Source organism: Azonexus sp. MM2026_4, assembly GCF_055901855.1.
The window spans coordinates 1,208,622-1,221,326 of record NZ_CM148380.1 but is presented as its reverse complement, the minus strand read 5'-3'; the positions used below and the strand labels follow the sequence as shown (position 1 = coordinate 1,221,326).

13 protein-coding genes and 1 tRNA gene are annotated in these 12,705 nt (G+C 64.6%); 5 read left to right on the top strand and 9 right to left on the bottom strand.

Features of this window, described 5'->3' with window-relative positions; all coding sequences use genetic code 11:
* Position 1: 1 nt before the first annotated feature.
* Genes ercA through AC0KWY_RS05655 form a run of 3 tightly spaced genes read right to left on the bottom strand, consistent with a single transcriptional unit; the run spans position 2 to position 3,158 of the window.
* Entirely contained in the window at positions 2-1,159 is a 1,158-nt protein-coding gene (gene ercA, locus AC0KWY_RS05665; protein ID WP_474028667.1) for an alcohol dehydrogenase-like regulatory protein ErcA, read from the bottom strand.
* Positions 1,146-1,499 (bottom strand): hypothetical protein, encoded by a 354-nt coding sequence (locus AC0KWY_RS05660; protein ID WP_474028666.1) that lies wholly within the window; start codon positions 1,497-1,499, stop codon positions 1,146-1,148. Before AC0KWY_RS05660 ends, ercA begins: the two co-directional genes overlap by 14 nt.
* A gap of 48 nt (positions 1,500-1,547) precedes the next feature.
* A complete protein-coding gene (locus AC0KWY_RS05655; RefSeq protein WP_474028665.1) occupies positions 1,548-3,158 on the bottom strand; it encodes a methyl-accepting chemotaxis protein in 1,611 nt (536 codons plus the stop codon).
* Between the two features lie 224 nt (positions 3,159-3,382).
* Here AC0KWY_RS05655 and AC0KWY_RS05650 point away from each other — a divergent pair, with 224 nt between their 5' ends.
* From AC0KWY_RS05650 to AC0KWY_RS05630, 5 genes are all read left to right on the top strand, one after another.
* A complete protein-coding gene (locus AC0KWY_RS05650) occupies positions 3,383-3,730 on the top strand; it encodes a hypothetical protein (RefSeq protein WP_474028664.1) in 348 nt (115 codons plus the stop codon).
* Positions 3,731-3,793: 63 nt separating this feature from the next.
* Positions 3,794-3,976 carry a hypothetical protein gene (locus AC0KWY_RS05645; RefSeq protein ID WP_416692276.1) on the top strand — a complete coding sequence of 61 codons (183 nt, stop codon included), beginning with the start codon at positions 3,794-3,796 and terminating at the stop codon, positions 3,974-3,976.
* Positions 3,977-4,142: 166 nt separating this feature from the next.
* Entirely contained in the window at positions 4,143-5,591 is a 1,449-nt protein-coding gene (locus AC0KWY_RS05640) for a TPM domain-containing protein (RefSeq protein WP_474028663.1), read from the top strand.
* A 91-nt stretch (positions 5,592-5,682) separates the two neighbouring features.
* Complete coding sequence (gene purL, locus AC0KWY_RS05635) at positions 5,683-9,645, top strand: phosphoribosylformylglycinamidine synthase (RefSeq protein WP_474028662.1); 3,963 nt, start codon at positions 5,683-5,685, stop codon at positions 9,643-9,645.
* Positions 9,646-9,708: 63 nt separating this feature from the next.
* Positions 9,709-9,799, top strand: a tRNA-Ser gene (locus tag AC0KWY_RS05630).
* Between the two features lie 183 nt (positions 9,800-9,982).
* Here the strand turns inward: AC0KWY_RS05630 and AC0KWY_RS05625 are convergent.
* From AC0KWY_RS05625 to AC0KWY_RS05600, 6 genes are all read right to left on the bottom strand, one after another.
* Positions 9,983-10,315 (bottom strand): terminase small subunit, encoded by a 333-nt coding sequence (locus AC0KWY_RS05625; RefSeq protein WP_474028661.1) that lies wholly within the window; start codon positions 10,313-10,315, stop codon positions 9,983-9,985.
* A 138-nt stretch (positions 10,316-10,453) separates the two neighbouring features.
* Positions 10,454-10,642, bottom strand: a complete 189-nt coding sequence (locus tag AC0KWY_RS05620) for a hypothetical protein (RefSeq protein ID WP_474028660.1) — start codon at positions 10,640-10,642, stop codon at positions 10,454-10,456.
* Positions 10,642-10,965 carry a hypothetical protein gene (locus AC0KWY_RS05615; protein ID WP_474028659.1) on the bottom strand — a complete coding sequence of 108 codons (324 nt, stop codon included), beginning with the start codon at positions 10,963-10,965 and terminating at the stop codon, positions 10,642-10,644. Before AC0KWY_RS05615 ends, AC0KWY_RS05620 begins: the two co-directional genes overlap by 1 nt.
* 108 nt (positions 10,966-11,073) lie before the next feature.
* Positions 11,074-11,448 (bottom strand): hypothetical protein, encoded by a 375-nt coding sequence (locus AC0KWY_RS05610; protein WP_474028658.1) that lies wholly within the window; start codon positions 11,446-11,448, stop codon positions 11,074-11,076.
* Positions 11,435-11,647: a hypothetical protein gene (locus tag AC0KWY_RS05605; RefSeq protein ID WP_474028657.1), complete on the bottom strand. Its 213-nt coding sequence runs from the start codon at positions 11,645-11,647 to the stop codon at positions 11,435-11,437. The genes AC0KWY_RS05610 and AC0KWY_RS05605 overlap by 14 nt, the downstream gene beginning before the upstream one ends.
* Positions 11,647-12,666, bottom strand: a complete 1,020-nt coding sequence (locus AC0KWY_RS05600; RefSeq protein ID WP_474028656.1) for a hypothetical protein — start codon at positions 12,664-12,666, stop codon at positions 11,647-11,649. The genes AC0KWY_RS05605 and AC0KWY_RS05600 overlap by 1 nt, the downstream gene beginning before the upstream one ends.
* Positions 12,667-12,705 lie beyond the last annotated feature (39 nt).

Here is a 12,705-nt window from a genome sequence, read left to right as displayed (position 1 = left end):
GTCAGAGAGCTTCGCCATAAATCGCCTTGATGTCGTCGACCGTCGCCCGCCGCGGGTTGGTCACCAGGCAGGCGTCCCTGACGGCATGGCTGGCCAGTTCGGGAATGTCGGCAGCGCGCACGCCGCGCCCCCCGAGACTGCCGAGAACGCCCAGCCGGGTACGCCTGGCGAGGATGGCGTCGGTGATGCGGCCGACCACCTCGCGCGGGCTCAGGCCACGGGAGTCGATGTCCATCGCGTCGGCGATCTGCCGGTAGCGTTCCGGCGCCGCTGCCGCATTGAAACGGATCACGTGTTCCAGCAGCAGCGCGTTGCATTCGCCGTGCGGCAGATCGAGATAACCACCGAGCGGATGGGCGAGGGCATGTACGGCGCCGAGGCTGGCATTGGAAAAGGCGATGCCGGCCTGCAGGCTGCCCAGCACCATGTTTTCCCGCGCCAGCATCAGCGTTGGCTGGCTGACGGCGGTTTCGATGTTGTGCCAGAGGAGCTTGATGGCGGCCAGCGCGTGCAGGTCGACAATCGGCGAACTGGCCGTCGATACATAGGCCTCGATGGCATGGGTCAGGGCGTCCAGACCGGTGCAGGCGGTCAGGTAGGGGTCCATGGTCAGCGTGGTCTCGGGATCGACCAGCGAAACGTCGGGCACCATGCTCTTGCTGATGATGGCCATCTTGTAGCGGCCCGGCGTGTTGACGATGATGCAGAACTGCGAGACGTCGGCAGCGGCACCGGCCGTGGTCGGAATGCAGATCAGCGGCGGGCCGGGGATGTTCACCCGGTTGACGCCTTCGAAGGCGGTGACGTTGCACAGGTTCGAATGGACGATGCCGATTCCCTTGGCGCAATCGATGACGCTGCCACCGCCGACGGCGACGATGACGTCGCAATGTTCCCGGCCATAGACGAGGGCGCCGGCCATGACTTCATGATCCTTGGGGTTGGGCGTCAGCGCCTGGAAGACCACCCAGGGAATGCCGGCCTTTTCCAGGTCGTCCTGTACCTCCTTCAGCCAGCCGGCGGCGATCACGCCGGGGTCGCTGACGATCAGTACCCGACGCGCACTGAAGTGCCGGGCATAGTCGCCGACCCGATGGCGGGCGCCGGCGCCGAAGATGAATTCGGGGACGACGAACTTGCGCATTTCATAATTTGCCATGGCCTTCGCATCTCCTCTCTACGGGATTGCCCGGCTTGAATCGCTGCGCTTGGGAGCGAATCGTTCGTTTCATTATGGCGCAGGTGGGCGCCGCCGGCGTTGCTTCTTTGCCCGATTGCAGCGCTCGCGCGCGGGGTGTTGCTTTCCTGAGCCCCTGGCGAGTGCGATGGATAAAAACACTCGCCGCGATCGGGCTGGCGGTCAGGTGGTCGGCGGCGAAGATTGGCAGGGTGACGCCAATCTCAAGCATTTTTGCCGTGGCGGCGGTGTCGACCTCATGTTCGTCTTCGGACCCCGATCCGGTCAGCGCCCGGTGCTCGGCCTGCCGGCGCTTGCCCATGAAAAAAGGCCGGCGCAGGGCCGGCCCGGTCTGGCGCGGGAGAATCGTTCAGACCTTGTACTGGGCGACGATCTGGCGCATCTGGTCGGCCAGTTGCAGCATCTCGTCGGAAGTGCTCGCCGTCGAGTGCGCGGCGGCGCTGTTTTCCTCGGTCATCTGGGCAATCTTTTCGACCTGCTGGGCGATGTCGGTGCTCGCCTGACCCTGTTCGCGGATCGCGCTGGTGATGTCGCTGATCATGCCGATCGTTTCTTGCGAACCGTCGCCGATCTTCTGCATGGCACCGTTCGCCTGCTGGGCGTAGCTGACGCCGGTCGCCACGGCGCCCTCGACGCTGTGGATGCTGGCCACCGCGGCCTGGGCGCCGGAGACCATCTGTTCGATCGTCGCGGCGATTTCCTGGGTGGATTGGCCGGTACGTTCGGCCAGCTTGCGCACTTCGTCGGCAACCACGGCAAAGCCGCGTCCCTGTTCGCCGGCACGCGCCGCCTCGATCGCCGCGTTGAGCGCGAGCAGGTTGGTCTGGTCGGCAATTTCCTTGATCACCGAGACGATGTTGCTGATCTTGCTGCTCTGCCGCTCAAGATCGGTAAGCTGCACGGAGGCACCTTGCACCGTGCTGGCGATGCCGTTGATCGAGGCCACCGTCTGGTCGATGATGCCTTCGCCTTCGCGGGCAAACTTGCCGGCGTTGCTGGCGAGCTGGCGGGTGTCTTCGGCGCGGTCGGCAACGTGGTTGACGCTGACCGTCATTTCCTCGACCGCGGCGGCCATGCCGGAAGCGGCCTCGCTCTGGTACTGGGAGGCCGAGGACATCTGGCGAGCGGCGGCCGATACCCGCTGGGCGGCACCGTTGACGCTGTCGGCCTGGCTCGAAATCTGGCGGAAGCTGTCGCGCAGCTTGCCGAGCAAAGCGTTGAACGCATGGCCGACCCGGGCCAGTTCGTCCTTGCCATCGACGTCGAGCTGGCGGGTGAAATCGCGTTCCTTCTCGATCTGGTCGAAGACCGCCACCAAGCGGCCGAGGCCGCCGGCAACGTGGCGATAGATCAGGTAGCCGATGCCGGCAACCAGCAGGCTGATGCCGACGATGGCGACGATCAGGTTGCGCAGCGCCGCGGCGTGGATGTCGTAGGCCTCCTTGGCGTTGGCGCTGGCCAGTTCCTGGCTGTACCTGGCGTGCTCGGTGAGCGCGTTCGACAGGCCGTTGACGGTTTCCGCCGCGTTGCGGGAAATCTCCGCCGCTTCCTCGCGCTTGCCCTGCAGTGCGGCGTTCATGTAGTTGCGGGCGAAGATTGCATAGGCCTCGGCAGTCTTCACGTCACGCGCCAGCAGTTCGCGGTCGCGGTCGGTCGAGGCCAGCTTTTCGTAATCGGCGAAGGCGGTATTCATCTCGCCAATCAGCGCGTTGAATTTCTGCACCGAGTTTTCCCGGCGGGCCGGGTCGACTTCGAGCAGGACATTGAGCAGGTAGGGACGCGCGCGCAGGAAGGCCACCTGCGCTTCTTCGAGTTTGAGGATGCTGGGCAGCAGAACCTCGTTGGTGTGCCGGATGCCGCCGTTGATGCTAGACATCTGGTACAGGCTGAATCCACCGAGGCCGATCAGGCCGGTAATGGACAGGGCGATCAGCAATACGATGCGAATGGCGATACTCATGTGTTCTCCGTTGCTAAGTTCAAGTGCTTGTTTTTGTCTATTGGGGATTTTACTTATTTTTACTTTCTTGATTAAATTTTCCACAATTACGATATGTGATATTTGTTTACTGCAATTGTCGATTTCTCCAGCGCCGCCGGCCGTCGTGTTCGCAGGCGGATTTCCCGGCATCGGCAAGCTGGTCTATGCTCTGCCTGGTGACTATCCCGATCCTGGAGAATGCGATGGGTAACAAGCTTGCGGCCGGGCTGCTGGTGCTCGCCGCCATGGGGGCAGTGCCGGCGCTGGCGGCCGATCTGAAGATTCTTGCTTTCGACGACAATTCCTGCCGTGCCTGGAAGCAGGCGGCCGACGATCCCGACCGGCGCGCCGCGCAGGTCGCCTGGGCACGCGGTTTCCTCAGCGGCCACAACTACGCCAACCAGAAGCAGCAGGTTACCGACGTCTCGGCCGGCACCGTCGAGCGCAACATCGAGCAGCATTGCCGCAAGAACCCGGAAGGTCTGTTCATCGACGCCGCTTACCGGATGAGCGACAGCATGTCCGGGCGCAACGCGCCGATCCGCAAGTAGTCAGTATCCCGATGTCTGCGGTTAGAATATGCCATTCGACATATACCTATCTTGGGGATGGCAATGGAATATCAGGTGCAGGACGAATCGGAACATTACGCGATGGTCACCTTGCGGGCGAAGGCGATGAGCCTGTTCTTCGCCGAGAAGCTGGAAGCGGTCGGTCTCGAATACCGGGACAGCCAGCGCAACAACGACGGCACGGTTTCCGTGCTGTGCCGGAAGACCGAAAAATACAAGGATTGAACGTTTGCCGGCGATGCCCGCCGGCGCGTTTTTTCACCCTTCTGGCGCTGGCGTGAGCTTGGCCGCTGTCTTCTTCGCCCTGCCGTTCCGTTCGCGCGGGCGCTTTCCAGCTACCGGGGCGGGCGCGCCGCCATGTCCGCGTCAGCGGTTTTCCCGGTGTCTTGCGATGCGCGTTCTGCTCTTCCTGTTCTGGTTGATCGCGCTGCCCGGCTGGGCCGCGTCCTACACGCCGCAGACCGTGCCCAATCCGCGGCTGGTCAACGGCAGCCACGTTGCCGATCCCGACCAGATCATTGGCGCCGAAAACCTGGCGCGAATCGATGCCCTGTTGCGGCAAGTGGAACAACGCAGCGGGGCGCAGGTGGCGGTGGTGGCGCTCGATTCGATCGGCAGCGCCGAGGTTTTCGATTTTGCCCAGCAATTGTTCGAGACCTGGGGCATCGGCCACGCCGGGCGTGAAGACGGGCTGCTCGTGCTGCTCGTGCGCGACCTGCGGGCGATCCGCCTGCATACCGGTTACGGACTCGAAGGCGTGTTGCCGGACGTGGTCTGCAAGCGCATCCAGCGCGAATTCATGGTGCCCGCCTTCCAGCGCGGCGATTTCGGCGGCGGTCTGCTCGCCGGTATCGTCGAGGTCGAGCGCATCCTGGCCGATCCGGCGCAGGTCCAGGCCCTGGCGGCGCTCCCGCAACCGGCCGAAGCGACGCCCTGGGAGGTGTTCCGCGTCGCCGCCTCGGCATTGGGCGGCGTCGCCCTGGTGCTGGCTTTCGGTTTCAAGTCGGCCAACGGCTACTTTTCCGGCGACGGCGCAGCGCAGGACAGCCCGCCCGCCGCCCTGCGCTGGTCGCGGCAAGCCTGGCTGGGCGGCTTCGCGCTCGGCCCGGCGCTGATCATCGTCGTCTGCAACCTGTTGCCGCTGGCCTCGCCGCTGCTCGTCTGCGGCGCCGCGCTGTACGGGTATTTCGCGTTGCTGGCGGCGTTCCAGGCCTGGCGGCAGCAGGTGGCGCTGCGCCAGCTGGCGGCCCGTGGCGAGTTTTTCGCCGCCGGCAGCCTGGTTTCCCGCGAGCAAGCCTTCTGGGGCTGGATGGCCGTCCTCTTTCCGCTGCCTTTCCTGTTCCACTATCTCTTTCAGCGGCAGCGCCGGACGCATTACCGCAATCATCCGCGTGCCTGTCCGAAATGCCGGGCGGCGATGCAGAAGCTCGACGAGGCGGCGGAGGACGAATTTCTCTCGCGCGCCCAGCAGATGGAGGAGACGCTGCAGTCGGCCGACCACGACGTCTGGCTGTGCCCGGCCTGCGGGGCGACGGCGACCTGGGCCTATCCGGGGACCGAGTCGAAGTACGAGAAATGTCCGTCGTGCAAATGCCTGGCCTACACGCTCGAATCCGACACCGTGCTGGAGAAGGCGAGCTACGAAAGCCAGGGGCGGGGCGAGACGGTCCATGTCTGCAAGTTCTGCGGCAAGCGCAAGACGACTTCCTATCGCATCCCCAAGCTGGTGCGGGAGAGTGCGGCGGCGGCGGGCAGCGCTTTGTCGTCGTCCTCGTCGTCCGGCGGCAGCAGTTGGGGCGGCGGCAGTTCCGGGGGTGGCGGCGCCGGCAGCAACTGGTGAGTCCGGCGGGCGGCCGATGGCAAGCGGCGGCGCGGGGCGGCGACGGCGTCGGGTATAATGCCCGCCTTTCCGCCACCGCCGAATTCTCCTCATGGCCGACATTCTTTGCCTCAAGGGCGACGCCGCCTTTTCCGCCTTCCGTCTGCAACGCCTGCTCGCCCGCCTGAATACGGCGGTGAGTGACATCGAGGCGGTTTCCGCCGACTACTGGCATGTGATTGCACAAAAGCGCGCGCTGTCCGCCGACGAGCGCGCCAAGCTGGCGAAGCTGCTGGAAGAAGTCCCCGCCGGCGAAGAGAAAGGCGAGCTGTTCCTGGTGGCGCCGCGCATCGGCACCATTTCGCCGTGGTCTTCGAAAGCTACCGACATCGCCTTCAACTGCGATCTGGAACCGGCGATCGAGCGCATCGAGCGCGTCGTCGCCTTCCACGTGGTTTTGAAGAAGAACCGCGCCCTGACTGCCGACGAGAAGAAGATCGTTTCCGGCCTGCTGCACGACCGCATGACGGAATCGGTGCTGCCCGGCTTCGACGCCGCCGGCGAACTGTTCCGCCATTTCGAGCCGAAGCCGCTGGCGACCGTCAACGTGCTGGCCGGCGGCAAGGCCGCGCTGGTCGAAGCCAACGGCACGCTGGGCCTGGCGCTCTCCGACGACGAAGTCGACTATCTGCTCGACATCTTCAGCAAGGCCGGCCGCAACCCGACCGACGTCGAACTGATGATGTTCGCGCAAGCCAACTCCGAACACTGCCGCCACAAGATCTTCAACGCCTCGTGGGTGATCGACGGGCAGAAGAAGGACAAGACGCTGTTCGGCATGATCCGCGAAACGCACCAGGCCAACCCGCAAGGCACGGTCATGGCCTACGCCGACAACGCCTCGATCATCGAAGGCGCGACCATCCAGCGTTTCTACCCGGATGCCGACCGCGGCTATTCGTACAAGGAAGAGCTGACGCACATCCTGACCAAGGTCGAGACGCACAACCACCCGACCGCGATTTCCCCGTTCCCCGGTGCCTCCACCGGCTCCGGCGGCGAAATCCGCGACGAAGGCGCCACCGGCAAGGGTTCCAAGCCGAAGGCCGGCCTCTGTGGTTTCTCGGTCTCCAACCTGAACCTGCCGGATGCGCCGCAGCCCTGGGAAAAGGCCTACGGCCGCCCGTCGCGCATCGCCTCCGCCCTCGACATCATGCTCGAAGGCCCGATCGGCGCCGCCGCCTTCAATAACGAATTCGGCCGTCCGAACCTGACCGGCTACTTCCGCACCTACGAGCAGGACGTCGCTGGCACCGTGCGCGGCTACCACAAGCCGATCATGATCGCCGGCGGCCTCGGTTCCATCCAGGCAGAGCAGTCGTTCAAGGAGGAAACCTTCCCGGTCGGCACGCTGTTCGTGCAACTGGGCGGCCCCGGCATGCTGATCGGCCTCGGTGGCGGTGCCGCCTCGTCGATGACCGCCGGCGTCAATGCCGAAGACCTCGACTTCGCCTCCGTCCAGCGCGGCAACCCGGAAATCCAGCGCCGCGCCCAGGAAGTCATCGACCGCTGCTGGCAACTGGGAAGCCCGAAAGGCGACGGGCAAACCCCGGGCGACGGCAACCCGATTCTCTCCGTGCATGACGTCGGTGCCGGCGGCGTGTCCAACGCCCTGCCGGAACTCGCCCATTCGGGCGGCGTCGGCGCCAAGTTCGACCTGCGCAAGGTGCCGACCCTGGAGCCGGGCATGTCGCCGGCCGAAATCTGGTCCAACGAATCGCAGGAACGTTACGTGCTGGCCATTCCGCCGAACCGCATCGGCGAATTCCAGGCCATGTGCGAGCGCGAGCGCTGCCCGTTTGCCGTGGTCGGCGAAGCCACCGGCGACGGCCACCTGACCGTCACCGACGCCCACTTCGGCGTCAATCCGGTCGACATGGAAATGGAAGCGCTGCTCGGCAAGCCGCCGCGCATGACGCGTGACGTGACGACCCAGCCGTCCACGTTCGTGCCCTTCGACGCCGTTTCGGTCGAACTGAAGGACGCCGCCTATCGCCTGATGCGTCTGCCGACCATCGCCGACAAGACTTTCCTGATCTCCATTGGCGACCGCTCGGTCGGCGGCATGACCGCGCGCGACCAGATGGTCGGCCCGTGGCAGGTGCCGGTGGCCGATGTCGCCGTGACGACGATGGGTTATCAAGGCTATCTCGGCGAAGCCTTCGCCATGGGCGAGCGCACGCCGCTTGCCGTGCTCGACGCGCCGGCTTCCGGCCGCATGGCCATCGGCGAGGCGCTGACCAACCTGGCCGCGGCAGACGTCGGCAGCCTGGACAAGGTCAAGCTGTCCGCCAACTGGATGGCGCCGTGCGGCGTGCCGGGCGAGGACGCCCGCCTGTACGCCACGGTCGAAGGCATTGCCGAGCTGTGCAAGCAGATCGGCGTGTCGATCCCGGTCGGCAAGGATTCGCTGTCGATGCGCACTGCCTGGGAAGAGGGCGGCGACAAGAAGCAGGTGGTTTCCCCGCTCTCCTTGATCGTTACCTCGTTCGCTGCGGTCGACGACGTGCGCAAGACGAAAACCCCGCTGCTCGCCAGCGAACAGGGCGAAACCGAACTGCTGCTGCTCGACCTTGGCAAGAACCGTCTCGGCGGCTCGGCGCTGGCGCAGGTCTACAACGCCACTGGCGACGATGCGCCGGATGTCGATGAACCGGCCAAGCTCAAGGGCCTGTTCGACGCCGTGCAGAAGCTCAACCGCGACGGCCTGCTGCTTGCCTACCACGACCGTTCCGACGGCGGCCTGTTCGTCGCTGCCTGCGAAATGGCCTTCGCCAGCCGCCGCGGCGTGTCGCTCGACCTCGACGGCCTGTGTTTCGACGGCGCCGCGCTCGACGTCGATGGCGCCGAGAAGCGCCCGGACCTGATGGCCGGCCGCGATTTCGAGAACATCGTCCGCGCCCTGTTCAACGAGGAACTCGGCGCGCTGATCCAGATCCGCCGTGCCGATCGTGCTGCGGTCACGCCGATCCTGCGTGCCTGTGGCGTGCCTTACCACTTCGTCGGCACGATGAACGAGTGGGACGAAATCCGCGTCACCCGCAACGCCAAGCGCGTGCTGCGCGAGAAGCGTGTTGACCTGCAGCGTGCCTGGTCGGAAACCAGTTTCCGCATGCAGGCGATGCGCGACAACCCGGACTGCGCGCAGCAGGAATTTGATCGCATCCTCGACGTCGCTGACCCCGGCCTGACGCCGAAGGTCACCTTCGATCCGCAGGAAGATTTCACCAAGGTCTATCTGGACATCAGCGGCCGCCCGCGCGTCGCCATCCTGCGCGAGCAGGGCGTCAACAGCCATTACGAAATGGCTGCCGCCTTCGACCGTGCCGGCTTCCAGTCGGTCGACGTGCATATGAGCGACATCCTCGCCGGTCGCGTCAGCCTCAAGGACTTCAAGGGCCTCGTTGCCTGCGGCGGCTTTTCCTACGGCGACGTGCTCGGCGCCGGCCAGGGCTGGGCCAAGACCATCCTGATGCACGACGGTTGCCGCGACGAATTCGCCGCCTTCTTCAACCGCAAGGACACCTTCGCACTGGGCGTCTGCAACGGCTGCCAGATGATGAGCGCGCTCAAGTCCATCATCCCCGGTGCCGAACACTGGCCTGCCTTCCGCCGCAACCAGGTCGAGCAGTTCGAGGCACGCTTCGTGATGACCGAGGTGCTCGATTCGCCGTCGATCTTCTTCGCCGGCATGGAAGGCTCGCAGATCCCTATCGTCGTTTCGCACGGCGAAGGCCGCGCCGTTTTCGACAAGGCGGACGACCAGGGCAAGTGCCTGTCCGCCGTGCGCTACGTCGACAACAAGGGCGAACCGACCGAGGTCTACCCGTACAACCCGAACGGTTCGCCGGGCGGCCTGACTGCGGTGACCACCGCCGACGGCCGGTTCACGATCATGATGCCGCACCCGGAGCGCGTTTTCCGTACCGTGCAGATGTCCTGGCATCCGGAAAACTGGGGAGAGGACAGCCCGTGGATGCGGATGTTCCGCAACGCCCGGCGCTGGGTAGGGTAATCCCGGAATTTTCGGCAAATCGGTTTGACCAGCGCCGCGCTTCTGCTACAATGCGCGGCTTCCGGAGAGGTGGATGAGCGGTTTAAGTCGCACGCCTGGAAAGCGTGTGTAGGTTAATAGCCTACCGCGGGTTCGAATCCCGCCCTCTCCGCCAGTCAAATAGCGTAAAGCCGCATCCTGCAAGGGTTTGCGGCTTTTTCGTTTCTGTCGTGTCACCATTTGTGTTACCGGGTGGATCGTCAGCAGCCAGACAACAAAAAGCCCGACACGCTGGCCGGGCTTCTGGGTGGTCAGGGTCGAGGACCAGAACGTCCTCAGCAGGTGGTCACGCTGGGGTTCAGCGGGCCGGGCGCTTCGGCGGCAGACGCGGGTGTTGATACGGCAGCAGGGCGGCGGCGGCCTCGAACCGAAGGCGGGAAGGCTCGCGGGGGTCGCTCATCAGGGCTTGCATGAATTCCAACGGGTCGTCGGTCGTCGGTCGGGGCGGCAGGTGCGCGAACCGATCCAGCCGGTTGACGTGGGCCTGCACATGCTTATCACGCGTCAGCCTGCTGGCCGTCACCTTCAGGCCCCTGCCATCTCGATAGCCGGCGGCCAGCGCGGCCTCGCGGGCGGGTAAGCCGGCCATCAGGCCTTCTGCGAACTTGCGTTTCTTGAATGTCAGCGGCATATCGGGGTCTGGTTAGCAAAAAGGCTCAGGGGGAACATAATAAATACGTGGGAGGCCGAGCGGCTTCCAGTATTTTATTCATAGGAAATGTACGTACCGCCCCCCGTGCCTTGTGGCACAAGGGTTCTGGCGGTCGGGTCACTTCTCGATCAATCGCTCTCGAAGGAAGCGGACAAGCTCAACGACGTGCAGCGTCTGGAAGCATGGCGGCTGGCCTCGGCGCTCATGGACGCTGAAGGGCAGGCCGGGGCGTTGCGGCTTCTGGACGAACACGCGGGCCTGCTGCGCCAAGTGCAGCGCGTGCCCGACATCATGCTGGCGGGGCATCACTGGCGGGCCTCCTTCCGGCGGATCAAACTGCGGGCGACAAGCTGGGCGGCAGCACGCTCGGGGCAGGCAATCGCGTATTGCGCTTCGAGAATAAAGTCGATTGCGTCGACGTTGGCGTCAAACATCCGGTCGATACTGGACTCAGGCACCATGCCGACAACTTTTCGTGCAACTTCGGCGAAGGCGTCCAGGTTGTCGGGGTTGCGTGCGGCGAGCATCGCAACCTCGGTGCCATAATCGGCGGCAAGTGTGGCAGCGAAGCGGTCGGCAAGTTCTTCAGCCAGCGCGGCGTAAAGCAGTTCGGTTCTGTAAAAGTTCATGGCGTTGTTCCTTTCAATTCGGCCATTGCTGCCGCGACCGCTTGCCGTATGGCAGCGCGGCAGGCTTCGAGTAGTTCGATACGTTCGGCATCGGTCAGGGTCATGGCGTCAGGCCTCCATCGGAAGTTTTGCCCAGCCCGTGAAGCGGGAGGGCGGCTGGTCGAGTTCGCGGGGCTGAACACAGACAAACACTGCCGCCTCGAACTCGACCACGTTGCCGGGGTCGTACGCGAACCCCGGCACCCACTCGCCGCTGTACCGCATCGCGCCCGCCGTCGCGTCGATACGCTTTTCCAGCGTGCCGATACGCTCGTTGATCTTGGCGAGTTCATCCTTGATCAGGTCGAGGCTCGCCAGAAAAACATCGCGGGTGACGGGCGCATTGGGGTCCACGCCTTCGGACTTCAACTGCTGCCCGACCATGCGAACCCGAAGGCCGGCACCGTTCAGAGCGTCGCGCTCGGTGCGGTCATTCGGTCGCATGGCCGGCCTCCAGGTCAAGGACGCGATGATGCAAGCGGGATATTTCCATATTGACGATTTCGAATCGAACCAGCATATCGACCAGCTTGGCGTGCGCGTTGAGCGGGATGCCCCGCTGGCCTAGGTCTTCAGAAACCTGAGCGCGGATCATCTCGGCGGCCGCGTCGGGATCGTCGGTGTATTTTTCAAGCGTGACCATTACGAACCCTCCACGATAACGGCCACCGCATCGCCGCCGATATGCCACGAACGTTCAGCCAACAAGCCCACGGAGCCGGTCTGAAACAGGGAAACCATTTCGGCGGGGCTGGTCGGGGAATCGCTCATCTGCACCGAAGCGTGACCGGCCGGGCGAACCTCCAAGCCGGCGTCGTACACAGCGCAGCGGCTGGCCGGGATGATCAGCAGCGGCTGGCTGTCGTCGTCGATCGCACAAACCCAGACGCCCGGCTTGAACTCGCCGCCTCGAATTCCGAAGTTCGGGCCGGCCTCAGCGCGGCAAGCCAGATCGGCGACAACACCTGCCGCAGCGATAGCCACATATCCCATGCTCGGGCCAGCGGCTTGCATGCCGGCGCGAAGGTCTATCAGCGGATCGCCGGAAGCCGGGACGGTGATCGCGTTGCTGTCGGTGAAATGCGCAGCCACACCGCGATTCACCGAGCGGACGGTTGACGCGCCCATCTCGCGGTCGATCAACGCCAGAACAGCGTCGGCGCCCGTCATCGCGAATTCTTTGGTCAAAACGAACATCGCGGTTGATTTGATCGGCACAACGTCGCCGAGATTCAAACCGGGCCGGCGTACCGCAATCGGGAAGCCTTCGGCGGTCTGGTCGGCAACATCGCCGGCGGCCAGCGTCACCCGGCGGGTGCCCGGCGGCAGCGTTACGCCGTAACGGGCGATTGCGTCCAGTGCGCTCTGCTCGGGGATGCTGGCAATCCAAGCGTCAGCCATTGCGCGCAGCGGGCCGTCGGCACCGTTCAGTTCTTCGGCGTAATTGTGCGCGACGGTTGCGGCCTTGGCGACCAGTTCGTTCCGGCTACCGGCCAGCGACTCAACTGCAGATCGCTGACGTTGTGCGTCAGGTTCGTTAAGCATTGCATGTGCGACTTCGAGAAAGCCGGCGGCGGCCTTGCGCTTGGTGGGCAGATCGCCGGTCAGGGCTTGCAAGGCGCCAGCGGCACGCAGGGCCATAGCTTGTTCAAGTGCATCCATTTGTCATTACTCCGTCAGGTTAAGGTGTGACCAGCATAC